Source organism: Capillimicrobium parvum (assembly GCF_021172045.1).
Lineage (GTDB): Bacteria > Actinomycetota > Thermoleophilia > Solirubrobacterales > Solirubrobacteraceae > Capillimicrobium > Capillimicrobium parvum.
Genome location: NZ_CP087164.1, coordinates 4,631,880 through 4,658,224, shown reverse-complemented (window position 1 = coordinate 4,658,224; position 26,345 = coordinate 4,631,880). Strand labels below are relative to the sequence as shown.

Below are 26,345 nucleotides of genomic sequence, written 5' to 3'. Positions count from 1 at the left end.
CGCGTGCTCCTCCGCCTGCTCGCCATCACGGCGGCCGCCTTCGCCGTCGCGACCGGCACGGCGGTCGCGGCCGACCCAATCATGCCGCTCGGCGAGGTCCACGGCGGCCTGCGCTGCACCGGCCTGACCGTCGTGCGCGGCGTCGACATCGCGTCGTTCGACGTGGAGGTCATCGACGTCGTCGCGGGCGATGCCGTGGCCGGCGACCCGCTCATCCTGGTGCGCGCCTCCGGCGGCGCGGCGGAGCCCGCCGGGATCGCCTCCGGGTTCTCGGGCGCCCCGGTGATCTGCGGCGGCCGGATCGCGGGAGCGATCGCGTTCGGCACCGGCGACTACGGCAACAAGGTGGCGCTGGCCACGCCGATCGAGTCGCTGCTCGGCACGCCTGTGCCCGACCCGCCGGCGGCGCGCCACGCCCTGCCGCGCGCGCTGCGCGGGACCGTGCGCCCGCTCGCCACGCCCATCGCCGTCCGGGGCGTCGATGCGGCGGTCCTCGCCCCGTTCGCCCGCCGGGCGGCGAAGGCGGGCCTCGTGCTCCAGGCCGTGCCGACCGGCCCGGTCGGCAGCGACTTCCCCGTCCAGCCGCTGGTCCCCGGCGCCTCCATGGCCGTCGGCCTGGCCTCCGGCGACCTCGCGGCCGGAGCGGTCGGCACCGTGACGTACGTCGACGGCCCACGGGTCTGGGCGCTCGGGCATCCGTTCGACGCGACCGGCCGGCGCTCGCTGCTGCTGCAGGACGCGTGGGTGTACACGGTCATCGACAACCCGATCGGGATCGAGGGCGCCACGTCGACGAAGCTCGCCGCGCCCGGGCACGACCTCGGCTCGATCACCTTCGACGGGCGCTTCGGCGTCACCGGGCTCATCGGCGCGCCGCCGCCGCAGACCGCGGTGCACGTGCTCGCCCGCAACGAGGCCGGGGGCGCGGCGCGCGAGTCCAACGTCCAGGTCGCCGACGAGACCGAGGTCGGGCTGCCGTCCGGCGCGTCGCCGCTGGCCCTGGTCGCGCCGTTGGCCGTCGCGCAGGCCGGGTTCGCCGCGCTCGACGGCTCGCCGGTGCGCCAGAGCGCCGAGATGTGCGTGCGGTTCCGGCTGCGCGAGCTCTCGCAGCCGACCGGCTTCTGCAACCGCTACGTCGGCGATCTCGGCGGGGGCGCGAGCCCCGGCGGCCCGTACGCCATCGACCTCGCCGACGCGATCGCCGCCATCGACGCGTTCACTGCGCAGGCGCCGCACGTCGTGTCCGTCGACGCCGACCTGAAGGTGGCCGCCGGGCTGGAGCAGGCGTTCATCGTCGGCGTGCGCGGCCCGCGCGTCGTCCGCCCGGGTCGGTCCGCGCGCCTGACGCTGCAGCTGCAGCGCTACCGCGGGGCGCGCTTCGAGCGCCAGGTCACGCTGCGCGTGCCGCGCTCCACCGAGCGCGGGCGCTACGACCTCGGGGTCTCCGGGACCCCCGCCGACGGCGCGATCGAGGACGCCGCGGTGCTCACCGTGGCGGCGGACGACACGCCGCGGCCGTCCCCGGCCACCTTCGCCGGGCTGGCGCGCCAGATCAGCCGCATCGGGCGCTGGGACGGCGTCTACTCCGGGCTGCGGCCCGCGGGCTCGGAGCAGCCCGTGCCCGGCCGCCGGCTCTTCCGCGACGCGGACGTGCGCATCAGCGGCAGCGCGAGCTACCCCGTGCGCGTGCGGGCCGCGGCGGGCGGCAAGGGGGGCGCCAGGAGGGCGTTGGCGAGCAGGCGCTGAGCGCCCTCGGCGTAGGCGCGGAAGCTCGGGTCGCCCGCGAACAGGACGACCCGGCCGGCGCCGAGCGTCGCGTCGAGGACGGCGGGCGTCCCGCCGAGCACGGCGGCGTCGCGGGCGTAGCCGGAGACGAGCCCGCCGCCGCGCGCGAAGCGGAGCACCGGGTGGGCGTCGCCGGCCTCGAGCACCGGGTCGCCCGCGTCGAACGTGAAGCCGCGCGTGCCCCCGTTGCCCCATGCGACGGGGTCGTCGCGGTCGACGGCGACGGCGAACGTCGCGCCGGGCACGTCGAGCGTGGGCGCGGAGCGCTCGGCGGCCGTCGTCAGCGCGGCGGCGCGGGCCGCGGCCAACCCGGGGCGGCGGGCGCCGACGTAGGTGCCCCCGGCCGTCACGAACGCGCGGACCTCGGCCAGCGCGGCGGCGCCGAGCGAGCCGTCGGGAATCCGCGTCCCGGCGACGACGAGCGCGGTGTAGCCGCCGTCGCGCAGCCGCCCCGCGGCGAGATCGGCGTCGCCGAGCACGTCGGCGGTGAGGCCGAGGCGCTGCGCCAGCACGAAGCGCATCCACGCATGCGGCTCGTGCTCCGTGCTGTTCTCCAGGCCGGGGCGGCCGAGCACGACCGGCGCGAGGTCGGCGAGCAGCGCGACCTTCGGCACCCGCAGGGCGACGGCGTTCGCCGGCGGGGCGCCGGCCGCGGTCAGCGCGACGCCGCGGGCGCCCGCGCGGGCGAGGACGTCGGCGGGCAGGGGGCCGGTGGCGGCGAGCTCGCCGGAGCGCGGCGTGCGCAGGACCGTCGCGCCGGTGGCGAGCAGGTCGGCGGCGAGGCCGAGGGCGGCGGCGCTGTCGCCGGCGAACGCGTACGCGGGCGCGTCCGGGGGCGGGACCGGCGCCGGCGCGGGGGCGAACGTGACGGAGCCGGCGGGCAACGGCCGTTCGCTCCAGCCGCCCGCGAGCCCCATGAGCAGCGGGTTCGACCACGACGAGACGTCGTAGAAGCGCGCGACGGGCGGATAGGCGTCCTGGCCGAGCATGGCCTCGACCCAGTGCTTGCGGGTCTGGGCGAGCGGGACGACCCAGGTGCCCGCGGGCAGCGTCCGCGCGCCGGCCGCGGAGGCGCCGTACGCATGGAACGCCGGCAGGCGCGTGGCGCGGGCGAGACGGCCGACCCGGACCCCGGCGGCGCCGAGCCGGGCGGCGAGCGCGGCGGCGTCCGCACCGTGGACGTCCGCGCGCAGGAGGTAGGCGTACACGGGCTCCGGCGGGACCCGCTCGAGCGGGCGCCCGCCGCTTGCGGGGCGCGCGTTGGGCTGCAGTGCCCCGCGGGCGCCTTCGGCCCGGGCCTGCGGCCACACGGCGCTCCAGCGCCGGACGAGCGTCGCGGCATGTCGGGCGCTCGCGCGCAGCAGGGTCTCGGCGGCCAGCGTGTGTCCGGCCACGCGCTCGGCGTACGGCACCGCCCCGCCCTGCTCGAACGTCATGCCGGCCGCGCCGAACAGCGTCGTCGCGGCGGTGTCGGCGTAGCCCATGTAGAAGAGGTCGTAGGTGCCCGAGCTCGCGTGCTCGCGCCCGGCGCGGTCGAACGCGCGCCGCAGCGCAGGCGCGTACAGGCCGGCGATCGTGCGCCGGACCTGGGCGGGCACCTCGTGGTGGACGGGGTCGGCGTTCGGCGGGAAGAAGAAGGCCGAGCCCTCCTGCTCGTGCTGGTCGGCGAGCGCCGTCGGCGGCAGGCGGGCCAGCAGCGCGAGCATCGCCCGCGTCTCGGGCTGCGTCGCGGCGAACCAGTCGCGGTTGAGGTCGAAGCCGGCGGCGTTCGTGCGGGTGCCCGCGGCCAGGCCGTCAGGGTTCTGCAGCGGGGCGACGACCACGATGAGCCGGCGCAGCGGCCCGCAGAGCCGGCCTGCGGCGAGGTCGGCGACGACGGCCATGTCGGCGTCGATGCCGCTCGGCTCGTTGGCGTGCACCCCGGCGGTGAGCCAGACGATCGGCGGCGTCCCGGCCGCGGTGCGCGCCGCGGCGGTGCCGTCGCGGACGGCGCGCAGCCGCGCGGCGGTCGGGTCGAGCCGCGCGAGCGTGCCCGGCTCGGCGATCACCGCGTACGGAAGGGCACGCCCCTGCGGCGACCGGCCGAGGACGCCGGTGGCCACACGCGGGCTCGCGGCGTCGACCGCCTGCAGGTAGGCGCCGACCTGCTCGCCCGTCGCCGGCGCCCGGCCCGGGGCGGCGCCGGTGATCGACCGCCAGCTCGGGACGGGCCGCAGGGCGCAGCGCGCCGCTGCCGCGCCGGCGGGCGCGGTGGCGAGCAGCGCGGCCGTCAGGGCCAGCGCGACCGCGCCGGCCCGGCCGGGCATGTCAGCCCAGGCGGTTCTCGATCGAGAGGGGCGGCGCCGAGGCGGTCGCGGCCTCGGTCGGCTCGGCCGGAACGTCCGCGGGGGCCTCGAGGCCGAGCGTCTCGGCCAGCTCGCCGGACTCGTAGAGCTCCATGATGATGTCCGAGCCGCCGACGAGCTCGCCCTCGACGAACAGCTGCGGGATGGTGGGCCAGCCCGAGATCGCCGACAGCTCCTGGCGGATCGCCGGGTCGGGCAGGATGTCGACGGCCGCGAACGGCGCGTTGAGGGCCTGCAGCGCGGCGGCGGAGCGAGCGCTGAAGCCGCACGCCGGGGCTTCGGGGGTGCCCTTCATGAAGAGGATGATCTGGTTCTCGGAGATGGCTTCCTGGATGGCGTCGCGCAGCGGGTTCTCGGACATCAGGTCTCCTCGGTCTTCAGCGACAGGGCATGGATGGACCCACCGATCTCCGAGCCGAACACGGCATACACCATCTGGTGCTGCTGGACGCGCGTCCTGCCCGCGAACGCGGGCGAGCGAACGACGGCGCGGAAGTGGTCGCCGCCGCCCGTCCAGTCCTCGACCTCGGCGCGGGCGCCGGGGATCGCGGCCTCGATACGCTCTTTGATCTCTTCGACGGTGGGCATCGCAGTTCAGAGGGTACAGGTCGCTATCCTTTGTGAAGCGTCACCACAGGAAGGCACGACTGATCATGATCACCATCACCGACAAGGGCGCCGAGAAGGTGCGGGAGTTCCTCGCCGGCCAGAACGCCGACGTGCAGACCGCCGGCCTTCGGGTGGGCGTGCGCGGCGGTGGCTGCTCGGGCTTTCAGTACAACCTGGCGTTCGACGAGCAGCGCGACGACGACACGGTCTTCGAGGACCACGGGCTCAAGCTCCTGTGCGACACGCAGTCGCTGCCCTACGTCGCCGGCTCGATCATCGACTACGTCGACTCGCTGCAGGGCGCCGGCTTCCAGGTCAACAACCCCAACGTCGTCGCCGCCTGCGGCTGCGGCTCGTCCTTCCGCGTCGCGGAGGACGAGCACGTGAGCGCTGTCTGACCGACGGCGGATCGCGCTGGGCGCGGGCGCTGCGCTCGCGGCCGCGCTCGTCGTCGTCCTGATCGTCGTCCTCTCCGGCGGCGAGGAGCCGCCGGCGCCCGTCACCACGACGGCGACCACCGCGTCCCCGACCACGCCGACGCCGCCGCCGGCTCCGCCCGAGCCGCCGCCCGTCCCGGCGGCGCCGTTGAACGCCGGCATCACCGAGGCCAACCCGCACCTCGTCGCGCCCGGCCCGCAGCCCGGCGCGTTCACGCCGTGGCGCGACCGCCTGCAGGCGCTGCAGCCGCGCTACCTGCGGATCCTCGTCGACTGGCGGCGCGTCCAGCCTACGCCGAGCCAGGGCCCCGACTGGTCCCAGCCCGCCGACGGCTGCCTGCGCGGCATCCCGCCGTGCGCGGCGTTCAGCGGGATCGCGGACGAGCTGCGTGCGGCGGCCGCCGCGCAGATGGTGCCCGTCATCGTGATCCTCGGCACACCGGACTGGGCGGCGAGCCCGCCCGCGGGCTGCGAGTCCGAGCGCGCGGGCGCCGCGGCGCGGATGCCCGCCGATCTCGAGGCCTACCGCGTGCTGATCCGGTCGCTGCTCGAGCTGGGCGCCGGCGAGCGGATCGCGCTGCCGTGGTGGTCGCCGTGGAACGAGCCGAACCACCCGCTGTTCTTCGGGCCGCAGCGCGCGGCCTGTGACGCCGACCGGGCGCCGCAGTCGCCCGACCGCTACGCCGAGCTCGTGCGTGCGGCGCGGGCCGAGCTCGACGCGGCGCCCGGCGACCAGCGCATCGTCCTCGGCGAGGTCGCGGGGTTCGACGCACCGCGGGCCAACGCGGTCGGCTCGGCGGAGTTCGCCCGCGCGCTGCCCGACGATGTGGTGTGCGGCGCCGGCGTCTGGGCCCAGCACGCGTATGCGAAGGTGGCCGGCGAGCTGGCCGCCGATGCGGCCGATCCCGCCGCCCAGCCGGGGGCGCCGCGGATCCTGCGCGGCGTGACCGACGCTCTCGACGCCCATGCGTGCCCGGGCGGGCCGCTGCCGGTGTGGATCACCGAGACGGGCGCGTCGTCGCAGGACGGGCGCGACGGCTGCGAGGCGATGGCCCGCGCGCTGGCGGTGTGGTCCGACGATCCGCGCGTCGACGTCGCGTTTCAGTACACGTTCCGCGAGGACACGGCGTTCCGGGTCGGGCTCGCCAACCCGCGGCTGACGCGGCTCGAGCCGGCGTACGGCGCGTGGCGCGCGCTGGCGACCGGCGGGCTCGGCGATCCGGCCGCGGCGTGCGCGGGGCAGCAGTAGCGCGGCGCCCGGCGGCGCCGGACCGGGCGGGCGGCGGCGGGCGGTAGCGTCCCCGCCCGATGCCGCTGCCCCAGGCCCTGCGCCGCCTCGCTCCCGATCGCCTGCGCGACGACCCGCGCCTGCGCGCCGTCGCCGTGGGCGCGGGGCTCATCCCGCCCCGCACGATGCACTCCGACGCCGAGCGCGAGCTGCTGCAGCGCCTGGGCCGCGATGCGGGCCGGGTCGTCGAGATCGGCGTCTACGAGGGCAGCTCGGCCGTCGCGCTCGCCCAGGTGATGGGCCCGGGCCAGGAGCTGCACCTCATCGACCCCTTCGGCCACCACGCGTCGGCGCTGCCGAGCGGCTGGGGCGCCACCGAGCGCGCGAGCCGCCGTGTCGTCGCCCGTGCCGCCCGCCACGACGGCCCGCGCGTCGTCTGGCATGTCGCCTTCAGCCACGACGTCGCGCCGCGCTGGAGCGCCGGGCCGATCGGCCTGCTCTTCATCGACGGCGACCACGCCGAGGCGGGCGTCCAGCGCGACTGGGACGACTGGCACGACCTCGTCGCCCCGGGCGGCCACGTGCTGTTCCACGACGCGCGCGAGGGTCGCCCCGAGGGGCGCGGCCTGCCCGGCCCGACCGCCGTGGTCGACCGCCTGCTGCGCGGTCCCGCCGATCCGGCCGCCGGGTGGTCGATCGCCGCCGAGGTCGACCGCACCGTGGCGGTCCGGCGCGCGTCCTGAACGTCAGCGCGGCGTCACCCGCTGGACCGCGCACGCCTGGCGCTGATGAAATGCGGCGATCTCGGCGATTCACCCGGTCTGGGTGATGCTTCCCGACCCGCGACGGACCAGCCTGAGGCCATGACCGGTTCGGCGCTCTGGTCTTCATGGCCAACGGGCCGCTGCAGCAGATCGTCGCGCCGGTCACCTACGGCGCGACCTGAGCCTCAACCCCTTGTGGTCTTCACCGTCACCATCGCCGCGGGCGGCCTGTTCGGCATGAACGGGCTGATCCTCTCGGCGCCGCTCGCACCCTGCGCGGGGGCGACCGGCGGCCGCGCCGAGCGCGCGGCGGCGGCGGTCCTCGTCGAGGACGTTCGGGAAGGCGGGTGAGGACGATGGGCGCGGACGGCCGGCTGCGGGTGTACCGGTTCTCCGGCGGGGGCGCATTCGACGGCGGCCTCATCGGCGCGCTGGAGCGCATGGAGCTCGCCGGGGGCGCCGCCCTGCTCGACGCGCTGTTCGTCCTGCGCGAGCCGGACGGCGAGCTCCACGCCGTCGACCTGGCGACCGGACGCGCCGGCGGGACGATATCGGCGCTGCTCGACTTCCGGCTCGATCCGGGCCGCCGCGCGGCGGCCACCAGGCGCACGCTGGCCGCGAGCGCCGACCTCGTCGAGGTGGCCGGCGCGGGGCTGGCGCCCGGCGACGCGATCCTCGCGGTGCTGCTCTCCGGTGACGAGGCGCCCGCCCTCGAGCAGGCCGTCGAGCGCAGCGGCGGGCGCGCCGTCTGCGACGAGCGCGTCTCCGCCGCTTCGCTGGCCGACGCGGCCCCGCAGCTCCGGGCCGCGCTGTGAGCGCCCCGCGTGCCCCGGGCGCCGTCCGTGCCGCTCAGCCGCAGACACCCTGCCGGCCACGCTCGCGCAGGGGCTCTCCGTTCACTGGTTCGCGCTGACCCGCGCGCCCCCCCGGCGCCGCGCGCCACCATGGCCGCAGAGCCGTACGCCGGTCCAGCGGCTCAGCCCACCGGCTGCATGACCGGACCGTCGGCCAGGTTCGGCGACACCGTGGACGCCGGGACGAGCAGCTGCTGGTTGGTGCCGGTGGTCGAGATCGTCGCGAGCCCGTGACTCGACTGGGCGGCCTGGACCTCGGCCGGGGTCGGATCCGGGTTGGACCCGATGAGCAGGAACACGATCGACGAGCCGTCCGGCGTGAACGACGGCATGGCCGCACCGTTCCAGCCCGTCGCCGCACTCGGCGGCTGCGTGACCTGCGTGCGGTTCGCGCCGGTGGGGCTCATCGTCACGATCGCGCCGTTGAGGACGGTCACGAGCCGCGTCGAGTCCGGCGACCAGTCGATGCTGTTGACGCCCGTGGCCACCGTCGTCGCGCTGGTGCCGTTCGCGTCGGCCACGTAGAGGGCGCCGCTGTTGACGAACGCCACCTGCCTGCCGTTCGGCGCCGCGGCGATGTCCTGGACGTCGGTGGCGCGCAGCAGCACCTTGGCGGTCGGCAGCTTGCCGCCGGCGAGCAGGAAGGCCGTGGCGCCGCCGCTGGACGCGATCGCGCGGACGTAGAGCTCGCTGCCGTCGGCGGCCCAGGCGAGGTTGTCGACGCTCTGCGAGCGCACGCCGCGCAGGGTGACCGGCTTCGCTCGGCCGAGGGCGGCCGAGCGGACCAGCACCTGGCCGCGCGAGACGTACGCGAGCCTGCCCGACGGAGACCACGCCGGGCTCTGCCCCGAGCCGAACGCCGTCGAGGTCAGCGCCTTCAGGCCGCTGCCGTCGGCCGACACGGAGAACAGCTGCTCAGGCGCCAGGCAGCCCGGGCCGCTGCAGCTGCTGCCCGCCTTGGTGCCGGCGAAGGCGATCTTGCCGTTCGTGCCGGGGAACGTCGCGGAGGCGCCGGCCGGGACGATCAGGGCGAGGGCCAGGGCAGCAACGAGAAGTGAGGTCGTCCGTGACACATCTCGACCATATCCGTCATTCCGGCGCGTTGTCCAACGACCGCCAGAGGTACCGGCAGGCCACCGTGCGCCACGGGCGCCACGGCTCGGCGAGCGCCTCCAGCTCGGTCGCGCTGGGCGGCTCGCGCAGGCGGTAGGCCCGCTCGACGGCGCGCCGGATGCCGAGATCCCCGACCGGCAGGACGTCCGGGCGCTCGAGCTGGAACATGAGGAACATGTGGGCGGTCCACACGCCGACGCCCTTGACCGCCACCAGCTCGGCGGTGACCTCCTCGTCGGGCAGCTCGTCAAGCCGGTCGAGCTCGAGCTCGCCCGACTCGATGTGCTCGGCGAGGGACCGCAGGAAGGCGACCTTCGCCCGCGACAGCCCCGCGGCCGCGCGCAGCTCCTCCGGGTCGGCGGCGAGGATCTGCCGCGGGGACGGCTCGTTGCCTCCGAAGACGTCGAGCAGCCGCGCGTGGATGGCCCGCGCCGCCTTCGTCGAGAGCTGCTGGCCGACGATGGAGCGCACGATCGCGGCGTAGTGGTCGTCCGACGGCGCGCGCTCGGGCAGCGGCCCGAAGGCCTCGATGAGCGCGGCCATCACCGGATCGCTCGCGCGCAGGTGCTCGTCCGCCGCCCGCGCCGTCCCCGGCGTCATCCCCACCGCACCGCCCCCGTTCGTCCCGGGATCAGCCCGCGGCGCGCGGCGCCGCGACGCCCGCCGGCTCGCGCACCAGCGCCTCGCCGTCGAGCGCGTTGACCGCGCGCTCCAGCGACGCGGCGATGCAGGTGAACGAGGGCGTGTCGCGCAGCGTGAAGCTCGATGCCTCGGTCGTGCGCAGGCGCTGGACGAGGTCGAGGAAGGCGCCGACGTCGTCGGTGTCGAACGCGACGACGAACTCCTGGTCGTCGAGGCCGAAGCAGTAGGTCGTGTGGTTGTCCACGTTGGGGTACTCGCGCCCGACCGTGATGTGCTCCTGCATGATGCGCCAGCGTTCCTGCCCGTCCAGTGCGTACCAGGCGCGGGTCTTCACGAACGGATAGACGAACAGGTACTTGCCGCGGAAGGGCCGGGGAACGAGGCGCTTCTCGTCGGAGTACTCCGAGCCCTTGCGCATCCCGAGAAACGAATATGGCTGGTCCGCCCACCGCATCAGGCCCGACTGGGCCAGCACGACGTGGAACTCGTGGATGCGGTCGAGGTTCTCCGCCTCGGAGACCAGCATGATCTCCGCGTCGCCGCGCGTGCCCATCAGGCTGAACGACTGCAGCAGGTGGTCGTCGGCGAAGTCCTCGCATGCGGCGACGAACTCGCGCTTGTGCTCGGCGCGCTCGGCCGAGGGCAGCCGCCGCCAGGCCGGATCCATCTTCAGGAAGGTGTACTTCACGAAATGACGTTCGGGCATGCCAGACGAAGGATACGAGGGTGGGCGTACGTGCTCGCCCTGGCGTGCCTGACCGCCGCCGCGACCGCCGCGGCAGCGGCGGGCGTGCCGGGCAGCGCGGCCGCCACCGGCGGGCCGCCGCGGGCGATCGTCGCGTTCGTGCCCGGCGCGACGCTCGACACGTTCGCCGCCGTGCCGGGGGCGTCGGTCGGCATGCTCGGCGCGACGCAGGGCAGCTACCGCCAGATCCAGGCCCTTCTGGACCTCTCGCAGGGCGCGCGCACGTCGCTGGCCGCCTACGAGCCGCCGCGGACGCCGCCGCTCGGGGTGCTCGCCGACGGGCGCGTGGCGGGGTGGGACGCGGCGGTGCGCCGGGCGGACGCGGCGCCGGCGCCGATCGTGCCGGGGCTGTTCGCGTCGTCGGTGCCCGGCGGGATCGCCTACGTGACGCAGCCCGGCGCTTCGACGGATCCCGCGATCGCGGTCGCCGACCGGCGCGGGCGAGTCGCCGTCATGGCGCTCGCGCTGACTTCCGGCGACGTCGTCGCGCGGACCCGCGCCCTGCTGCGCCGCCACCGCGTTGCCGCGGTGCGGCTGCCGGACGGCGCGGCGCTGCGGCCGCTCGTCCGCGACCGGCCGCCGCGGACGCTCGTGGTCGCGATGACCGAGCCGCCCGCGACGCTCGTGACCCGCCTGCTGCCGGTGGCGCTCGTGGGCGAGCGCCGGGGGCGGACGCTGACCTCGCGCACGACGCGCACGGAGGGGCTCGTCGCCGGCATCGACATCGCGCCGACGGTCCTCGAGTGGCTCGGCGAGCCGGTGCCGGGCGAGATGACCGGCCAGCGGATCGAGACCGCGGGGCCGCTGGACGTCGCCGGGCTGCGCGACCTCCACGCGCGGCTGCGGGTCGTCACGTCGCGGCGCTACGCGACGCTCGGCTACCTGGCGCTCGCGTGGGCGGTCGTGGCCCTGCTCGCCGTGGCCGCCGGCCGGCGCCGCGGATGGCGCTGGGCGGTGCGCGTCGGCGCGCTCGCGGTCCTCTGGCTGCTGCCGCTGCTGCTGCCGTTCGCCGCGCTGCGGCCCGGGCGGCTGCCCGAGGAGCTGGGCGTCGCGCTCGGCGCGCTCGCCCTCGCGGCGCTGCTGGACCGCCTCGTGCGCTGGCCCGTCGCGCCGGTGGTGCCGGCGGTCATCGGCATCGTCGCCTACGTCGTCGACCTCGCGTTCGGCTCGCCGCTGATCGTCACGTCGCTGCTCGGGCCCAACCCGCTCTACGGCTCGCGCTTCTACGGCATCGGCAACGAGCTCGAGTCGACGCTGCCCGTGCTCATGTTCACGGGCATCGCGGCGGGGGCCTGCGTGCTCGGGCGCGCCCGCCGGTCGCCGGGGCTGGCGGTCGCGTTCGCGGCGGGCGGCCTCGTGCTGGGCGTCGCGATCGGATCGGGCCGGCTGGGCGCCGACGTCGGGGGCGTGGTGACGGTCGGCGCGGGGGCGGCGGTCGCGGTGCTGCTCGCGCTGCCGGGGGCGCTGACGTGGCGGCGCGCGCTGATCACGGTGCTCGTGCCGGTGCTGGCGGTCGTTGCGCTCGCGGTGCTCGACCTGGCCACCGGCGGCGACAGCCACTTCACGCGCAGCGTCCTGCGGGCGGGCGACGACCAGGCGCTGGAGGACGTCGTCCAGCGCCGGTACGAGCTCGCGTGGACGCAGCTCAAGCACGGGATCATGCCGCTGCTCACGGTGATCGCGCTGGGCGCGATCGCCGCGGGTGCGTGGGCGCGCGAGCGCCTGCTGCCCGGCGTTCCCGGCGTCGACGCATGGCGCGCCGCGCTCGGCGGCAGCGCGGCCGCGGGAGTGGCCGGAGCGCTGTCGAACGACTCTGGTCCGCTGCTGCTCGTCATGGCCACCTTCGGGACCGCGTGGGTGTGGGGATACCTGCGCTGCGCGCCGTCTTCCGTGAGGTGCCGCCCGACCCTTTAGAATCGTCGACATGCGCATCGCCCTGGTGTCGCCCTATTCGTGGACGTACCCCGGGGGCGTGACTCGGCACATCGAGGCGCTGTCCGACCAGTTCATCGCGCGAGGCCACGACGTCACGGTCCTCGCCCCGTACGACCCGGACGACGCTCTGTCACCCCGCCTCCACCGTGGCGCCCGGCCGCAGGCACGGCCCCTGCCCGCGCATCTGGTGTCGCTCGGGCGCAGCGCCGGCTTCTCCGCCAACGGCGCCCAGTCGAACGTGGCGCTCACGCCGTACGCGGCCGCCACCGCGCGCCGGGAGCTGACGCTGGGCGGCTACGACGTCGTGCACCTGCACGAGCCGGTCGTCCCCATGGCCTGCTGGGACACCCTGGGCGGCGCGTGCGGCGTGCCGCTGGTCGGCACGTTCCACACGTACTCCGAGAACTCGGTCACCCACGGCGCCGCGGCGCTGGTCGGCGCCCGGCGCCGGATGAACCGCCTCGCGGTCCGCATCGCCGTGTCGGAGGCCGCGGCCTGGACGGGCCGGCGCTTCTACGGCGGGCGCTACCGCGTGATCCCCAACGGCGTCGAGGTCGGCGAGACCCCCACCCGTGCGCCGCGCGCGCCCGGCGAGCCGCTGCGTATCGCCTTCGTCGGCCAGGCGGTGGAGCGCAAGGGCCTGCCCGTGCTGCTGCGCGCGTTCGAGGCGCTGCGCGACCACGTGCCCGCCGAGCTCGTCATCGTGGGGGCGGGGCCCGAGGACGTCACGGCCATGCTCGAGGAGCCTGCGGGCATCACGGCGCTCGGCAAGGTCGACGACGAGCGCAAGCTCGCGGTGCTGCGCGACGCCGACGTGCTGTGCGCGCCGTCGCTCGGCGGCGAGTCGTTCGGGATGGTCCTGACCGAGGCCTTCGCGGCCGGCACGCCCGTCATCGCGTCCGACATCGCGGGCTATCGCGACGTGGTGCGCGACGGCGCCGACGGCCTGCTCGTCCCGCGTGGCGACGCGACGGCGCTGGCCGAGCAGCTGCGCGACCTCGCGCTCGACCCCGCCCACGAGAGCCGGCTGGGGGCCGAGGCGGCCAGGTCGGCCGAGCGGTTCGCGTGGCCGCACGTTGCCGACGAGGTCTTCGGCGCCTACGAGGACGCGATCGCCGCGCCCCGCCCCGAGACCGCGAGCGAGCGGCTCGCGATGCGCTTCGGCCGGCGCTCCGGCGACGGGCTGCCGGTCGAGCGGGCGCGGCGGCTGCCGAGCCTCGAGCCGCCGATCGCCGGACGCCCCCGTCCCGCGGTGGCCTTCGCGCGCCGCGCCGCCATCGGCCTCGCCGCCGTGGCCGGCGTCGGCCTGTCGTGGCTGGCGCTGCAGCGCATCGGCATCGACCGCATCGTCGAGGCGCTCTGGCGCTCGAGCCCGGCCTGGGTGCTCTCGGGGCTGGCGCTCATGTGCCTGTCCATGGTCTTCCGCGCCGTGGCCTGGCGCGCCATCCTCCGCGCGGCGCTGCCGGGGACGCGGGTGCGGCTGCGCGACTCGCTGCGCGGCACGGCCATCGGCGTCCTCATGTCCGCGACGCTGCCCGCCCGTCTCGGCGAGCCGTCGCGCGCGCTCGTGGTCGCGCGGCGCATCGGGCGCCCGCGGCAGGTGCTGCCGACCGTCGTGGGCACGATCGTGTCCCAGACGCTGCTCAACGTGCTCGCGCTCATCGTCCTCGGATTCGTGATGTTCTCGACCGTGGGGCTGTTCGCCGGCCATCAGGGCGCGCTCATCGCGTTCGCCTCGCTGCCGGTCGTGATCCTGCTCGCCGTGATCGCCGCCCCGGCGCTGCTGCGCAAGGGCGCGCCGTCGCGGTCGCGGCGCGTGGCTCAGGCGGCCGCCCAGGCGCGCCGGGCGCTCACGCGGGTGCGAGCGGGGCTGCTCGTCTTCCGCGACCCGCGGCTGGGCTCCGAGGCGACGGTCATGCAGCTCGGCGCCTGGGCGCTTCAGTGGCTCTCCTGCTACCTCCTGCTGGTGGCCCTCGGCCTCGACATGCGGGCGGGCCTCGGCGCGGCCGCGGCGGTCCTCTTCGCGGTCAACGTCACCGCGGCCGTGCCGCTGACGCCGTCGAACCTCGGCGTCTTCCAGGCGGCGTGCGTCGCCGTGCTGACGGCCGGCTACGGCGTCGGCTCCGCGGACGCGCTGGCCTTCGGGATCATCCTGCAGGCCGTCGAGATCGCCACGGCGTTCATCATGGGCGCGCCGGCGCTGGTCGGCGAGGGGTTGTCGTGGAAGGACGTCCGCGTGCGCGCCCTGCACACCGCGCCGGTCGAGCTGCGGCCGATGCGCGGCGACTCGCGCGCCAAGCTCAAGGCGTAGCGACCGCGATCAGCGGCCGATCTCGGCGGCCAGCGCGTCGAGGCGCGCGGCGTTCTCCTCGACGAGCCGGCGGCCGGTCCTGGCGAGGGCGTCGAGGTTGGCGGCGCTCGCGTCGTCCATGTTGTCGTTGGCGTCGGTGAGCGCGGCCTGCAGGCGGACGTGGCGGTCGGCGAGCAGCTGGTCGAGCTGGTAGTCGACGGCGTCGCTCGAGCCGTCCAGCACCACGTCGATGACGGGCCGCGCCCACTCCAGCAGGCCCCAGTCCTTCGCCTGGTCGTAGGTGATCGGCCGCGTCAGGCTGCCCGTGCCGAGCGAGACGAGCAGGACGTCCTCATCGTCGGGGCGCAGGCGGCGTGCCTCGGCGTACGCGCACATCGCGGGGTTGCCGGCGAAGACACCGCCGTCGACGAGCGGCGTGCCGTCGACGAGCACCGGCTCGAAGTACGTGGGCGCCGCCGACGTCGCCTCGGCGGCGAGCGCCATCGGCACGCCCACGTCGTCGTCGCGCCAGCTCTTGAAGAAGCGCGGCTTGCGGGCGACGAGGTCGTAGGAGGTCACGAGCATCGGCGTGAGCGCCTGCTCGAGGGTGGCGCCGCCGAGGTAGCGCTGCAGGACCGCGCGCAGGTTCTCGCTCGGGTAGCGCTCGTCGATGAGCCCCTCGATGCTCGTGATCCGGCGACCGAGCGATCGCGAGAAGATCTTCGGCCCCTCCTCGCGGTAGAGGTCGAGGATCGCCGTGGCGTTCCAGCGCGGGCCGCCGTCGGGGCCGGGCGCGGTGAGGGCGAGGGCGAGGATCCCGCCGGTCGAGGTCCCGGCGATGAGGTCGAACAGCTCGTTCGCCGGCTTGGCCGTGCGCTGCTCGAGCGCGGCGAGGACCGTCGCGGGCACGATGCCCCGGATTCCCCCGCCATCGATGCTCAGCACCCGCACGGCGACGCCGACCCTATCGCGGCGCAGCCGCTCGCGGGGCCCGATAGCGTCCCGTCCCGATGGTGCACGCGGTGGCAGGGCTGCTTCTGGGGGCGCTTCTCGCGCTGGCCGCGGCCCAGAAGCTGGCGGCCCCGCGGTCGAGCGCCGCGGCGCTGGCGACGTTCGGCATCCGCGGCGCCCGGGCGCAGTGGGCGGCGTGGTCTGCGGTCGTGGCCGCCGAGCTGGCGCTGGCCGTGACGGTGGCGGTCGGGCTCGACGCCGCGGCGTTCGCGGCGGCGGCGCTCATGGCGGCGTTCGGGCTCGCCCAGGGCGTCGCCCTCGCTCGGGGCCGGCGTGGCGCACCCTGCGCGTGCTTCGGCGCGCGGTCGACGGTCGGGCCCGCCGCCGTCGCGCGCAACGCGGTGCTCGCCGTCGCGTTCGCGGCGGTGCCGTTCCTGCCTGACGAGCCGGCGTCGACGGAGGCGTGGCTCGGCCTCGGCCTCGCCGTATGCGGGCTGGCCGTCGCCGGGCTGGTCGTGGCGGTGCTCGCCCTCGCCCGCGAGGTCGGCATGCTGCGCCTGGCGATCGGGCCGCAGCAGGCGCTCGAGATCCCGAGCGAAGGGCCGGCGCTCGGCGCTCCGGCGGGGCCGCTGCTCGCCGCCACCGCGCCGACCGATCGCACGCGCCTGGCGCTCGCCGTCTTTGCGTCGGAGGGCTGCCGCATGTGCCAGGCGGTCGCGCCCGGCGTGGCGATGCTCGCCCGCGACGACGCGCTGGCCGTCGCCACGCTCGACGAGGTGCGCGACGCGGAGCTCTGGCGCGTCGCGGACGTCCCCGGCAGCCCGTACGCCGTCGCGCTGGACCCGCGCGACGGGACCGTGCTCGCGAAGGGCACGTTCAACGGGCTGGCGCAGCTCGAGAGCGTGCTCGCGACGGCCGAGCGGCGGATGGGTGAGGCGGTGCATGGCTGACGGCGCGCGCCGTGGGCTCGGCGCGCTGACCGAGGACCTCGCCGCGCGGACGTCGCGGCGCGGCCTGCTCGCCCGCGTCGGGCAGGCGATGCTCGCCGGCTCGGCCGTCGGGCTGGTCGGCCGCGCCATCAAGCCCGGCGAAGCGGAGGCCTACCACTTCTGCGGCCACATCTACACGACGGGCTCCTGCCCGCACCCGACCGGCCTGCCGCGCATCGACGCCCGCGGCCTGCCGATCCGGGCGAAGGACGGCCGGCCGGTCGACGACCTCGGCCGCCTCGTCGATGCGGGCGGGCGGCCGGTGGGCGAGGACGGCCGACCCCTGACCGACGCGACCGGGCGGCCCCTGCCCGTCGCCACCCGTACGAAGGTCTGCTCGGCGGCCGGCGATCAGTTCGGCTTCACCCCGCACATCGACGGCTCCTGGTACCGCTGCTGCAACGGCCACGTGCGCAAGCTCGTCGACTGCTGCACCGACGGCGACCGCCGCATCAACGGCGACAAGGCGCTGACCGGTTACTGCTATCGCGGCCGCAAGGTGTTCTGCGTCATGTACTTCCAGACGAAGGTGCCGTGTTGAGCCGCGGCCGGCGCGCGCCCGGACCGCCTCGGCCCTGCGCCGCCCGGGGAGCGTTCGCGCCGAGCCGCTCACGGCCCAGCTCGCCGCCCGCCGTGACGAGCGCGGGGTGCAACGGGCGGTCCCGGACCCGGACCGGCGGCCGGAGGGCCGGCCGATGACGGTCGCGGCCGTCGCGCTGGCGCTCGCCGGGCTCGTCGCCGGTCTGACCGGGACGTGGTCGCCCTGCGGCTTCTCGATGATCGACACGCTCGGCCCGCACGGCCATCCCGGCGGCCGGCGGCGCACGGCCGCGGCCTGTGCCGCGTTCGCGGTCGGTGCGCCGCTCGGCGGGGCGATCACGTTCGCGGGCCTGGCGGCGCTGGGCGCGCTGGCCGGCAGCGCGGACGCGCCCGTCGCGCTCGCGGTCGCGGTCGCGATCGCCATCGCCGCGGCGGCGCTCGACGCGACCGGCGTGCGGATCGCGCCCCAGCTGCGCCGCCAGGTTCCCGAGTCGTGGCGGCGCGTCCTGCCGCTGCCCCTGGCCGGCGGGCTGTACGGCGTCCTGCTCGGCCTCGGCTTCACGACCTACCTGCTGTCGTGGGCGCTGCCCGCCCTGGCCGCGGTGAGCGTGGCCGTCGGCGACGTCGGGCTCGGGCTCGGGCTCGGGATCGCGTTCGGTGTCGGCCGCGCGCTGCCGATCGTCGTGCTCGCGCCGCTGGCCGACACCGAGCTGGGCGCGCGGGCGATCACCGCGATGGCGGAGCGCCCGGCGCTCCTGCGCCGCGCGCGGGCCGCGGATGCCGTGGCGCTCCTGGCGGTCGCCGCGGCGCTCGCGGGCGGCGAGGCGCGCGCCGCCGCGCCCGAGCTCGTCGCGCGTCCCGGCGCGGATCCCAGCGTCGACGGCCAGCTGCTCGCCCTGACGATCCCCGGCGTGGGCGGCGAGCTCCTCACCGGCGGTCAGCGTGTGCCCGCCGGCGGCACGCGTCCCGCCGTCGGCGGCGGCCGGCTGGCCTACGTCGCGCCCGACGGCACCGTCACGGTCGTCGACCGCGCGGCCGGCACGACCCAGCTCGTCCCGGCCGCCGCCGGCGCCGACGCGCTCGCGGTCTCCGCGCGCTGGCTCGTCTGGCGCGTGCCGAACCCCGACCGGCTCTTCGCGATCGACCTGGTCGCGCCGCCCGAGTTCGCCCGGCTCGTCGCCGCCGTGCCGGCGCCCGGCAGCCTCAGCCGTCCGGCCCTCGACGGCGACCGCGTCGTCTGGTCGCACGCCACCCGCGCCGGCAGCGAGGTGCGCGTCCTCGACCTCGCCGTGCCCGGAGGAGCGCCGCTCGCGCTGCGCCGCGAGCGCCGCGTCCTCATCGGCGACCCCTCCCTGCGCGGCGGCGTCCTGCTCTACACGCGCGCGACCGCGCTGCGTCAGGAGCTCGTGCTCGCGCCCGCGGCCCCCGGCCGGGGCGGGAAGGTCCTCCTGCGCCTGCGCGGCGCGGCGGGCCGTGACGGCGGCCGCGGCAAGGGGCACACCGGTCAGGGCCGGCGCCCGGAGGACCGCGGCGGCCCGGTCCGGCCGGCGCGCTACACGCTGCAGTCGACGGCGCTGGGCGACGCGTTCGCCTACGTCACGCGGCTGGCGCGCGCGGGCGGCACGTCCGACGTCGTGCGCGTCGCCCGGTGAGGAACGCACGCACCGGCGGCGAAGACCGGTCCGTGACCGACCTCCCGCCCGCCTGGGTCTACCTCCTGCGCTGTCGCGACGGCTCGCTGTACTGCGGCTGGACGAGCGACCTCGAGCGCCGCCTCGCCGCGCACGCGTCAGGTCGTGCGAGCCGCTACACCGCGAGCCGGCGCCCCGTGGAGCTGGCCGTCGCCCTGCCCATGGCCGACCGCAGCGCGGCGCGGCGCGAGGAGGCCCGCATCAAGCGGCTGCCGCGTGCCGCCAAGCTGGCGCTGCTCGCCGCCGACGGCGAGGCGCTCGTCCACGGCGCCGCCTGAGACCGCGTCGGGCCGCCCGAGCACGACGAGGGTGTGCACCGTGAGCAGGACGAGCGGGATCCCGGCGACCGCGGCGTAGATCAGCGACATGGGCGCGACCCTCCTGCGAGTCGCTTCGTCTCGCACGGGCCGCTGGAGCTTTGCGGAGGTTCGGCGCCCCGATCCGGCGCGAAACCTGCACGCCGGCGGGCTCAGCCCGCCGGCACCTCCGCGCCCACCGTCGCGTCGCGCTGGGAGCCCTTGACGAGGTCGTCGGGCGCCTTGTCCTTGGGTAGGAACCCCGACTTCATGCCGAAGTAGACCGCCTGCGGGTGGTGGGCCACGATCGCCACCGTGGACTGCTCGGGCTCGAGCGCGAACCCGCCCGACAGCCGCAGGCCGATCGACGGCGCGTCGATCACGCGGAAGAGCTTCTCGAGCTCGGACTGCTCCGGGCACGCCGGGTAGCCCCAGGACCACCGGCGCCCCTGGTCGTCCTCGATGCCGAGGTCCGCGCGGATCCGCGCGTGCATCCACTCGGCCATGCCCTCGGCCGTCTGCACGCCCAGGCCGTGCACGAACAGCTGCTCCGCGAACTCCCCGTCGCGCTCGAGCTGCGCGATGAGATCGGTGACCTCGTCGCCGGCCGTGACGGCCTGGAAGGCGACGACGTCGAGCTCGCCGCTGTCCTTCGGCCGGTAGAAGTCGGCCAGGCAGATCCGCGAGTGGCCCGGCTGGCGCGGGAACACGAAGCGCTCGAGCACCGTCTCCCGGTCCTCGGGATCGAGCACCACGACCTCGTTGCCCTCGCTGTAGCACGGGAAGTAGCCGAGCTTGGCGCGGGGGCGCAGGTAGTCCTGCTCGGCCCACATCCGCTCCAGCCGCGGCTGGAAGTCCTCGGAGACCAGCCGCTGCCACTCCTCGCCCTTCACGCCGCGCCCGCCCCAGTGCAGCTTGAACAGCACATGGGTGTCGAGGTGGGGGAAGACCTCGCCGAGGTCGATCTCGAGCTCGCGCGCGCCCCAGAACGGCGGCTCCGGCACCGGGTTGTCGATCCGCGCCTCGGAGCGCACCGAGTCGTCGTCGGTCACGAGCTCCTCGGGCTCGGCGCCATGCTCGCGCAGGCGGCGGGCGCGGTCGCGCGTGTCGGCGACGAGCTTCTCACGGGCTCCCGGGTCGACGATCGCGTCCATCTTCGCCAGGCCCTCGAAGGCGTCCTTGCAGTAGAACAGCCCGGGCTCGTAGACCTCGTCGGACTCCTTGCCCTTCGGGTAGAGCGCGCGCAGGGCGAAGTCGCGGTTGATCGCCGCGCCGCCGACGAGCACCGGGAACTCCATGTTCTGCTGATGCAGCTCCTGGATGGCGAGCGGCATCTGCTTCGAGGTCGACACGAGCAGCGCGGAGAGCCCGATCGCCGTGGCATCGTGCTCCTTGGCCGCGTCGAGGATCGTCCCGATCGGCACCTGCTTGCCGAGGTCGACGACGGTGTAGCCGTTGTTCGTGAGGATCGTGTTGACCAGCGACTTGCCGATGTCGTGGACGTCGCCGAACACGGTGGCGAGGACGACCGTGCCCTTCGTGTAGCCCTCGATGCGGTCGAGGTAGTTCTCCAGCCGCGCGACGGCGCGCTTCATGACCTCGGCGCTCTGCAGCACGAACGGCAGGATCAGCTCGCCGGCGCCGAACTTGTCGCCGACCTCCTTCATCGCCGGCAGCAGCACGTCGTTGAGCGTCGGGACCGCGCCGATCTTCTCGACGGCGCGGTCGATCCAGTCCTCGACGCCGTCCTTCTTGCGGCGCAGGATGTGGAAGTGCAGCGCCTCCTCGGGCTCCATGCCCGCGGTCGCGTCGGCCTTCTCCTCCTCGGCCACCGCGCCCTTGGACTCGAAGTGGGCGATGAACAGCTCCAGCGCGTCCTCGCGGCGGTCGAAGACGAGGTCATCGGCGAGCTTGCGCTCGGCTTCGTCGATCTCGCCGTACGGCGTGATGTGGTTCGGGTTGACCATCGCCAGGTCGAGCCCGGCCTCCACGCAGTGGTGCAGGAACACCGAGTTGAGCACCGCGCGGGCGGGCTGGCCGACGCCGAACGAGACGTTCGACACGCCCAGCGACGTCTTCACGCCCGGGATCTCCGCCTTCACGCGGCGGATCCCCTCGATGGTCGCGACCGCAGACGGCCGCCACTCCTCGTCGCCCGTCGTCAGCGTGAACGTGAGCAGGTCGAAGATCAGCAGCTCGGGGTCGAGGCCGTGCTCGTCGCACGCGATCTCCTTGATCCGCTGCGCGATCTCGACCTTGCGGTCGGCTGTCTTGGCCATGCCGACCTCGTCGATGGTCAGCGCGATGAGCGCCGCGCCGTGCTCGACGACGAGCGGGACGACGACGTCGGCCTTCGCCCGGCCGGCCTCGAGGTTGATGGAGTTGACGATCGCGCGCCCGGGGATCTGGTCGAGCGCCTTGGCGATGACGTCCGGCTCGGTCGAGTCGACCTGGATCGGCGCCGGCTGGGTGAGCGAGACGCGCTTGGCGACCTGGCGCATCTGCTCGTCCTCGTCGGAGCGCTCGGTCAGCGCGACGCAGAGGTCGAGCACGTGCGCGCCGCCCTCGACCTGGTCCTCGGCGACCTGGACGAGCCCGTCGTAGTCGTCGGCGAGCAGCAGCTCCTTGGCCTTGCGCGAGCCCTGCGAGTTCACGCGCTCGCCGACCAGCGTCGGGCTGGGGTCCTGCACGAGCGGAGTCGCGGCGATCATCGACGACACGCGCGGCGGGCGCGGCGCGGGGCGGGGGGAGACCTGGTGCGGCCGGCAGCGCTCGGCGATCGCGTGGATGTGCGCCGGCGTCGTGCCGCAGCAGCCGCCGACGATCGTCACGCCGTAGCGCTCGACGAACTCGCCGAGCGTCGCGGCGAGCGGCGCGGGCTCCTCGGGGAAGATCGTCTCGCCGTTGGGGCCCTGGATCGGGAGGCCGGCGTTCGGGATGCAGGAGATCGGCACCGGGCTGAACTCGCCGAGGAAGCGGATCGCGTCGCGCATGTCGTCCGGGCCGGTGGAGCAGTTCAGGCCGATCGCGTCGACCTTCAGCGCCTCGAGCGTCGTCAGCGTCGCGTCGATGTCGGTCCCGAGCAGCATCTTGCCGCCGTTGGGCAGCAGGGAGACCGAGACCTGGATCGGGACCGCGCGGCCGACCGTCCTGAACGCGTCGCGGGCGCCGAAGATCGCCGCCTTGGCCTCGAGGATGTCCTGGACCGTCTCGATGATGATGAGGTCCACGCCGCCGATGAGCAGGCCGCGGGCCTGCTCATCGAAGACCTCGACGAGCTTGCGGAACGGCATCGCGCCGAGCGTCGGGTCGTCGGAGGCCGGCAGGAAGCCGGTCGGGCCCATCGACCCGGCCACGAAGCGCTCGTCGCCGCCGCCGATCGCGTGGCGGGCGATCTCCGCCGCCACCTGGTTGATCTCGAGCGTGTACGCGCCGAGGCCCCATTCGTCGAGCTTGAGGCGGCTGGCCTGGAAGGTGTTGGTCTGCACGACCTCGGCGCCGGCGGCGGCCATGGAGTCGTGCACGCCGGCGATGACGTCGGGCCGGTGGAGGATCAGCGCCTCGTGGCACTTGCCCGGCAGCCCGCCGTAGTCCTCGGTGGTGAGGTCGAACTGCTCGAGCGTCGCTCCCATGCCGCCGTCGAAGATGACGACCCGCTCGCGAATGGTCTTGGCGTAGTCCCGCATTGCGTCGGGAGCATACAGCAACCTTGACAAAGGTGTGGCAAGGTTTGGACGGGTAGCGTAGGCGCATGCCCAAGCCGCCTCCGCCCGACTCGCCGTTCTGGAAGGTCTTCGGGGTGATGACGAAGCTCAACACCGCCGCCTTCCGCGCCACCCGCGGGAAGGTCGGCGGACGCTTCGGCAAGGCCGACATCCTGCTGCTGCACCACGTCGGCGCGAAGAGCGGGAAGTCGCGCGTCGCGCCGCTCATCTACCTGCCGGACGGCGACGACCTCGTCCTCGTCGCCTCCAAGGGCGGCAGCGACCGCCATCCGGGGTGGTTCCACAACCTGCGGGCCAACCCGGACACGGAGGTCGAGCTGCGCGGCGAGCGCCGGCGCGTCCACGCGCGGGTCGCGACCGACGAGGAGCGCGAGCGCTACTGGCCGCGGCTCGTGGCGATCTACAAGCCCTACGACGACTACCAGGGCTACACGCAGCGGCGCATCCCGCTCGTCGTGCTCGAGCCGCGCGTCTGAGTCAGGTCGTCTCGCCGCGCTCCAGTGCGGCGAGCATCGGCTCGGCGAGCTCGAGCAGGTCCTCGATGCTCGCGGCCTGGAGCTCCTCGAGGACCTGGTTGCGCCGAAGGACCGTCACCCCGGTCAGGACGGCGATGAGCAGCTCTGCGCGCAGGCGGGCGTCGGGGATGCCGCGCTCGGCGAGGCGGTCCGCCAGCGGGTCGATCACGCGGAAGTCGAGGATCCGCCGCACCTGGTCGCGGATCTCCGGGCTCTGCTGGGTGCTGACGAGCGCCCCGCGCAACGGGGTCTGGTCGGTCTCCCAGCGCTCCAGGAGCGTGCGCGCGACGCCCGCGAACGTCTGCCTCTCGGCCGGGATCGGCGTCAGGCGCGCCGGATCGCTGAGCACCGCGAGGAACAGCCCCTCCTTGCCGCCGAAATAGCGCGCGATGAGCGCCGCGTCGACGCCGGCGCGCTCGCCGATCTCGCGGATCGTCGCACGCTCGTACCCGTGCTCGGCGAACAGGCAGGTGGCCGCGTCGAGCAGCGCCTCGCGCGATGCCCGGGCGTCGTAGGGGCGGCGGTTGGTGGTGGGCGAGGGATTTGTCATCGGCCGATGTCATTGTAGGATGACAAATGCCGCCGCCGCCTGATCGACGTACCCCCGCATGCCCAGCCCCGACGCACCGGCCCGCCAGCATCACAACCTGACCTTCGCCGTCCTCGCGGTGGCGGGCATGTCGTACTCGCTCATGCAGTCGCTCGTGGCGCCGGCGCTGCCCGAGATCCAGCGCGACCTGCACACGTCCGCGACCGCCGTGACGTGGCTGCTGACCGGCTACCTGCTGAGCGCCTCGGTGATCACGCCGATCGCCGGCCGCCTCGGCGACATGTTCGGCAAGGAGCGCGTCCTCGTCATCACCCTCGCGGTCCTGACCGGCGGAACGGTCGTCGCCGCGCTGGCGACGAGCATCGAGGTGATGATCCTCGGCCGGCTGCTGCAGGGTGCGGGCGGCGCGATGTTCCCGCTCGCGTTCGGGATCATCCGCGACGAGTTCCCGCGCGAGAAGGTCGCCGGTGGGATCGCGATGATGTCGGTCTTCCTCGGGCTGGGCGGCGGGCTGGGCATCGTGCTCGCCGGGCCGATCGTCGACAACCTCGGCTACCACTGGCTGTTCTGGCTGCCGCTGGCGCCGGTCGCCTTCGCCACGATCGCCACCGTGCTGTGGATCCCGGAATCGCCGCTGAAGGTGCCCGGGAAGGTCAACTGGGCGGGCGCGGCGCTGCTGTCGTCGTGGCTCGTCGTGGGGCTGGTCGCGATCAGCCAGGGGTCCAGCTGGGGGTGGACGTCGCCCCGCATGCTCGGTTCGTTCGCGCTGACGATCGTGCTGATCGCGCTGTGGATCGCCAACGAGCGGCGGGCCGCCGAGCCGCTCGTCGACATGCGCATGATGCGCCGGCGCGGCGTGTGGACCGTCAACCTGGCGGCGATCCTCGTCGGCGCCGGGATGTACAGCTCGTTCATCCTCATCCCGCAGTTCGTCGAGATGCCGACGGGCTCGGGCTACGGCTTCGGGTCGAGCGTCACCGGGGCGGGCCTGTTCATGCTCCCGTCGACCACGGCGATGCTTCTGTCCGGGCCGATCGCCGGGCGCATGTCGCGCCGGTACGGCTCGCGCCCGCCCATGCTGCTGGGGGCGGCGGTCCTCACCCTGTCGTTCCTCATGCTCGCCTTCGTGCACACCGATCCGGTCGACGTGTACGTCGCGGCGGCGCTCGTGGGCTTCGGGGTCGGCTTCTGCTTCGCCTCCCTCGCGAACCTCATCGTCGAGGTCGTCCCGCCCGAGCAGACCGGCGTCGCGACCGGGATGAACACCGTCATGCGGACGATCGGCGGCGCGATCGGCAGCACCGTGACCGCCGCGGTCATCGCGAGCACCGTCGTCGGCGGTAGCGAGCCGACCGAGTCCGGCTTCACGATGGCGTTCATGATCGCCGCGGGCGCGGCGGGCCTCGCGTTGCTGACGACCTTCCTGGTCCCGCGGCCGCGCCGCGGCTACGGGCGCGTGCTGGCGCCCGAGCGCGCCGCGGCCTGAGGGGCCTGTCCCGGTAGGCCCGCGGCGCGGGAGGACGCCCCACCTAGAATGGGTGGGGTGAGCTTCCAGCGCGGCATCGACGGCCCGGACCCGGTCCGCGCGGACGCCACCGCACGGCGCAACGGCGCCCAGGAGCATCGGCGCGTCGCGCACTCGACGCGCCTCGGCGTGGGGACGCTCGCCTGCCCGGTCTGCGACGCGCCGGTGGCCATCGGGATGGACCGGCTGGCGCCGGCCGACGCGATGCGCTGCCCGTTCTGCGCCCACCACGCGCCGGTGCGGGAGTTCCTCTCGCTCGGCGAGCCGACGCGGCCCACCCGGGTCGAGGTGCGGGTGATCGCGCCCGCGCGCGTCCGGATCAGCCGCGACACAGCCGCTCTTCGAACGCCTGCCGGGCCGTCCGGCTCGCGGCCCGGCTGAGCGCGCCGCCTACATCGGCGACGCGATCTCGATCAGGGTGCCGAACGGGTCGCGCAGCCAGCCGACGCGCTGCCCGTGGGGCTGATCGGCGGGCTCGCTCAGCGCCGTGCAGCCCGCCTCGATCGCCCGGGCGTACGCGCCGTCGACGTCTTCGGTGACGAGCGCGAGCTCGACGTTGGCGGGCGGGCCGTCCGAGGTCGCGCGGCGCACGCCGCCCGGGAAGTTGTTCTCGCCGAGCGCGTAGGCGGCGAACGCGAGCTTCGTCGTGCCCGTGTCGAGCTGCGCGTATTCGCCGCCGGGCGCGACGAACTCGCCGCGCAGCCCGAACGTGCGCTGGTAGAACTCGGATGCGGCGGCGGGGTCGTCGACGTAGACGATCGTCCAGCCGAGGGTCAATGCGGTGTCGGTCATGCGCCCATCATCCTGCGGGCCCGG

The 26,345-nt window shown here is 75.2% G+C and carries 25 protein-coding genes; 15 read left to right on the top strand and 10 right to left on the bottom strand.

Annotated features, from left to right (window positions below; all coding sequences use genetic code 11):
- Positions 1 to 3 precede the first annotated feature (3 nt).
- A complete protein-coding gene (locus DSM104329_RS22680; protein ID WP_259312131.1) occupies positions 4 to 1,746 on the top strand; it encodes a hypothetical protein in 1,743 nt (580 codons plus the stop codon).
- Here the strand turns inward: DSM104329_RS22680 and DSM104329_RS28905 are convergent.
- From DSM104329_RS28905 to DSM104329_RS22665, 3 genes are read right to left on the bottom strand one after another with little or no spacing between them, the layout of a single operon-like run.
- Positions 1,674 to 4,091: a M14 family zinc carboxypeptidase gene (locus DSM104329_RS28905; protein WP_268738861.1), complete on the bottom strand. Its 2,418-nt coding sequence runs from the start codon at positions 4,089 to 4,091 to the stop codon at positions 1,674 to 1,676. The genes DSM104329_RS22680 and DSM104329_RS28905 overlap by 73 nt on opposite strands.
- 1 nt (position 4,092) lies before the next feature.
- Entirely contained in the window at positions 4,093 to 4,491 is a 399-nt protein-coding gene (gene grxD / locus DSM104329_RS22670) for a Grx4 family monothiol glutaredoxin (RefSeq protein WP_259312130.1), read from the bottom strand.
- On the bottom strand, positions 4,491 to 4,718 hold the full coding sequence (locus DSM104329_RS22665; protein WP_259312129.1) for a BolA family protein: 228 nt from the start codon (positions 4,716 to 4,718) through the stop codon (positions 4,491 to 4,493). The genes grxD and DSM104329_RS22665 overlap by 1 nt, the downstream gene beginning before the upstream one ends.
- 65 nt (positions 4,719 to 4,783) lie before the next feature.
- On the opposite strand from DSM104329_RS22665, the gene DSM104329_RS22660 reads away from it, so the two are divergent.
- From DSM104329_RS22660 to DSM104329_RS22640, 5 genes are all read left to right on the top strand, one after another.
- The gene (locus DSM104329_RS22660) at positions 4,784 to 5,137 is read left to right on the top strand and encodes a HesB/IscA family protein (protein ID WP_259312128.1); all 354 of its coding nucleotides are present in this window, start codon (positions 4,784 to 4,786) and stop codon (positions 5,135 to 5,137) included.
- A gap of 187 nt (positions 5,138 to 5,324) precedes the next feature.
- On the top strand, positions 5,325 to 6,425 hold the full coding sequence (locus DSM104329_RS22655) for a hypothetical protein (protein WP_259312127.1): 1,101 nt from the start codon (positions 5,325 to 5,327) through the stop codon (positions 6,423 to 6,425).
- A gap of 59 nt (positions 6,426 to 6,484) precedes the next feature.
- Positions 6,485 to 7,147 (top strand): class I SAM-dependent methyltransferase, encoded by a 663-nt coding sequence (locus DSM104329_RS22650; RefSeq protein ID WP_259312126.1) that lies wholly within the window; start codon positions 6,485 to 6,487, stop codon positions 7,145 to 7,147.
- Positions 7,148 to 7,363: 216 nt separating this feature from the next.
- Positions 7,364 to 7,519: a hypothetical protein gene (locus tag DSM104329_RS22645; RefSeq protein ID WP_259312125.1), complete on the top strand. Its 156-nt coding sequence runs from the start codon at positions 7,364 to 7,366 to the stop codon at positions 7,517 to 7,519.
- Positions 7,520 to 7,524: 5 nt separating this feature from the next.
- Positions 7,525 to 7,983, top strand: a complete 459-nt coding sequence (locus DSM104329_RS22640; RefSeq protein ID WP_259312124.1) for a hypothetical protein — start codon at positions 7,525 to 7,527, stop codon at positions 7,981 to 7,983.
- A 161-nt stretch (positions 7,984 to 8,144) separates the two neighbouring features.
- Here the strand turns inward: DSM104329_RS22640 and DSM104329_RS22635 are convergent, their stop codons facing one another.
- Genes DSM104329_RS22635 through DSM104329_RS22625 form a run of 3 tightly spaced genes read right to left on the bottom strand, consistent with a single transcriptional unit; the run spans position 8,145 to position 10,483 of the window.
- A complete protein-coding gene (locus DSM104329_RS22635; protein ID WP_259312123.1) occupies positions 8,145 to 9,095 on the bottom strand; it encodes a hypothetical protein in 951 nt (316 codons plus the stop codon).
- 16 nt (positions 9,096 to 9,111) lie between these two features.
- Complete coding sequence (locus tag DSM104329_RS22630) at positions 9,112 to 9,735, bottom strand: DNA-3-methyladenine glycosylase family protein (protein ID WP_259312122.1); 624 nt, start codon at positions 9,733 to 9,735, stop codon at positions 9,112 to 9,114.
- Positions 9,736 to 9,766: 31 nt separating this feature from the next.
- Complete coding sequence (locus DSM104329_RS22625; protein WP_259312121.1) at positions 9,767 to 10,483, bottom strand: chlorite dismutase family protein; 717 nt, start codon at positions 10,481 to 10,483, stop codon at positions 9,767 to 9,769.
- Positions 10,484 to 10,513: 30 nt separating this feature from the next.
- Here DSM104329_RS22625 and DSM104329_RS22620 point away from each other — a divergent pair, with 30 nt between their 5' ends.
- Together DSM104329_RS22620 and DSM104329_RS22615 are read left to right on the top strand one after the other, a co-directional pair.
- Complete coding sequence (locus tag DSM104329_RS22620; protein ID WP_259312120.1) at positions 10,514 to 12,436, top strand: hypothetical protein; 1,923 nt, start codon at positions 10,514 to 10,516, stop codon at positions 12,434 to 12,436.
- Between the two features lie 10 nt (positions 12,437 to 12,446).
- The gene (locus DSM104329_RS22615; protein ID WP_259312119.1) at positions 12,447 to 14,768 is read left to right on the top strand and encodes a flippase-like domain-containing protein; all 2,322 of its coding nucleotides are present in this window, start codon (positions 12,447 to 12,449) and stop codon (positions 14,766 to 14,768) included.
- A 9-nt stretch (positions 14,769 to 14,777) separates the two neighbouring features.
- Here DSM104329_RS22615 and DSM104329_RS22610 read toward each other — a convergent pair whose 3' ends face one another.
- Positions 14,778 to 15,698, bottom strand: a complete 921-nt coding sequence (locus DSM104329_RS22610; RefSeq protein WP_259312118.1) for a patatin-like phospholipase family protein — start codon at positions 15,696 to 15,698, stop codon at positions 14,778 to 14,780.
- A 71-nt stretch (positions 15,699 to 15,769) separates the two neighbouring features.
- On the opposite strand from DSM104329_RS22610, the gene DSM104329_RS22605 reads away from it, so the two are divergent.
- From DSM104329_RS22605 to DSM104329_RS22590, 4 genes are all read left to right on the top strand, one after another.
- On the top strand, positions 15,770 to 16,648 hold the full coding sequence (locus DSM104329_RS22605; RefSeq protein ID WP_259312117.1) for a MauE/DoxX family redox-associated membrane protein: 879 nt from the start codon (positions 15,770 to 15,772) through the stop codon (positions 16,646 to 16,648).
- Positions 16,641 to 17,228: a hypothetical protein gene (locus DSM104329_RS22600; protein ID WP_259312116.1), complete on the top strand. Its 588-nt coding sequence runs from the start codon at positions 16,641 to 16,643 to the stop codon at positions 17,226 to 17,228. Before DSM104329_RS22605 ends, DSM104329_RS22600 begins: the two co-directional genes overlap by 8 nt.
- A gap of 154 nt (positions 17,229 to 17,382) precedes the next feature.
- Positions 17,383 to 18,879: a hypothetical protein gene (locus DSM104329_RS22595; protein WP_259312115.1), complete on the top strand. Its 1,497-nt coding sequence runs from the start codon at positions 17,383 to 17,385 to the stop codon at positions 18,877 to 18,879.
- A gap of 32 nt (positions 18,880 to 18,911) precedes the next feature.
- A complete protein-coding gene (locus DSM104329_RS22590; RefSeq protein WP_259312114.1) occupies positions 18,912 to 19,196 on the top strand; it encodes a GIY-YIG nuclease family protein in 285 nt (94 codons plus the stop codon).
- A gap of 191 nt (positions 19,197 to 19,387) precedes the next feature.
- On the opposite strand, the gene DSM104329_RS22585 is transcribed toward DSM104329_RS22590, so the two are convergent.
- Positions 19,388 to 22,900 carry a methionine synthase gene (locus DSM104329_RS22585; RefSeq protein WP_259312113.1) on the bottom strand — a complete coding sequence of 1,171 codons (3,513 nt, stop codon included), beginning with the start codon at positions 22,898 to 22,900 and terminating at the stop codon, positions 19,388 to 19,390.
- A gap of 65 nt (positions 22,901 to 22,965) precedes the next feature.
- Between DSM104329_RS22585 and DSM104329_RS22580 the strand changes: the two genes are divergently transcribed.
- Positions 22,966 to 23,415: a nitroreductase family deazaflavin-dependent oxidoreductase gene (locus tag DSM104329_RS22580; RefSeq protein WP_259312112.1), complete on the top strand. Its 450-nt coding sequence runs from the start codon at positions 22,966 to 22,968 to the stop codon at positions 23,413 to 23,415.
- 1 nt (position 23,416) lies between these two features.
- Here DSM104329_RS22580 and DSM104329_RS22575 read toward each other — a convergent pair whose 3' ends face one another.
- Positions 23,417 to 24,004 (bottom strand): TetR/AcrR family transcriptional regulator, encoded by a 588-nt coding sequence (locus tag DSM104329_RS22575; RefSeq protein ID WP_259312111.1) that lies wholly within the window; start codon positions 24,002 to 24,004, stop codon positions 23,417 to 23,419.
- 58 nt (positions 24,005 to 24,062) lie between these two features.
- On the opposite strand from DSM104329_RS22575, the gene DSM104329_RS22570 reads away from it, so the two are divergent.
- Positions 24,063 to 25,490 (top strand): MFS transporter, encoded by a 1,428-nt coding sequence (locus tag DSM104329_RS22570; protein WP_259312110.1) that lies wholly within the window; start codon positions 24,063 to 24,065, stop codon positions 25,488 to 25,490.
- Between the two features lie 57 nt (positions 25,491 to 25,547).
- Positions 25,548 to 25,910 (top strand): hypothetical protein, encoded by a 363-nt coding sequence (locus tag DSM104329_RS22565; RefSeq protein WP_259312109.1) that lies wholly within the window; start codon positions 25,548 to 25,550, stop codon positions 25,908 to 25,910.
- 9 nt (positions 25,911 to 25,919) lie between these two features.
- On the opposite strand, the gene DSM104329_RS22560 is transcribed toward DSM104329_RS22565, so the two are convergent.
- On the bottom strand, positions 25,920 to 26,321 hold the full coding sequence (locus tag DSM104329_RS22560) for a VOC family protein (protein ID WP_259312108.1): 402 nt from the start codon (positions 26,319 to 26,321) through the stop codon (positions 25,920 to 25,922).
- Positions 26,322 to 26,345 lie beyond the last annotated feature (24 nt).

Coding starts and splice junctions, on each gene's coding strand:
- DSM104329_RS28905 (WP_268738861.1), bottom strand. CDS start 4,091: ATGCCCGGCCGGGCCGGCGCGGTCGCGCTGGCCCTGACGGCCGCGCTG.
- grxD (WP_259312130.1), bottom strand. CDS start 4,491: ATGTCCGAGAACCCGCTGCGCGACGCCATCCAGGAAGCCATCTCCGAG.
- DSM104329_RS22665 (WP_259312129.1), bottom strand. CDS start 4,718: ATGCCCACCGTCGAAGAGATCAAAGAGCGTATCGAGGCCGCGATCCCC.
- DSM104329_RS22660 (WP_259312128.1), top strand. CDS start 4,784: ATGATCACCATCACCGACAAGGGCGCCGAGAAGGTGCGGGAGTTCCTC.
- DSM104329_RS22650 (WP_259312126.1), top strand. CDS start 6,485: ATGCCGCTGCCCCAGGCCCTGCGCCGCCTCGCTCCCGATCGCCTGCGC.
- DSM104329_RS22640 (WP_259312124.1), top strand. CDS start 7,525: ATGGGCGCGGACGGCCGGCTGCGGGTGTACCGGTTCTCCGGCGGGGGC.
- DSM104329_RS22630 (WP_259312122.1), bottom strand. CDS start 9,735: ATGACGCCGGGGACGGCGCGGGCGGCGGACGAGCACCTGCGCGCGAGC.
- DSM104329_RS22625 (WP_259312121.1), bottom strand. CDS start 10,483: ATGCCCGAACGTCATTTCGTGAAGTACACCTTCCTGAAGATGGATCCG.
- DSM104329_RS22615 (WP_259312119.1), top strand. CDS start 12,447: ATGCGCATCGCCCTGGTGTCGCCCTATTCGTGGACGTACCCCGGGGGC.
- DSM104329_RS22600 (WP_259312116.1), top strand. CDS start 16,641: ATGGCTGACGGCGCGCGCCGTGGGCTCGGCGCGCTGACCGAGGACCTC.
- DSM104329_RS22595 (WP_259312115.1), top strand. CDS start 17,383: ATGACGGTCGCGGCCGTCGCGCTGGCGCTCGCCGGGCTCGTCGCCGGT.
- DSM104329_RS22585 (WP_259312113.1), bottom strand. CDS start 22,900: ATGCGGGACTACGCCAAGACCATTCGCGAGCGGGTCGTCATCTTCGAC.
- DSM104329_RS22580 (WP_259312112.1), top strand. CDS start 22,966: ATGCCCAAGCCGCCTCCGCCCGACTCGCCGTTCTGGAAGGTCTTCGGG.
- DSM104329_RS22575 (WP_259312111.1), bottom strand. CDS start 24,004: ATGACAAATCCCTCGCCCACCACCAACCGCCGCCCCTACGACGCCCGG.
- DSM104329_RS22570 (WP_259312110.1), top strand. CDS start 24,063: ATGCCCAGCCCCGACGCACCGGCCCGCCAGCATCACAACCTGACCTTC.
- DSM104329_RS22560 (WP_259312108.1), bottom strand. CDS start 26,321: ATGACCGACACCGCATTGACCCTCGGCTGGACGATCGTCTACGTCGAC.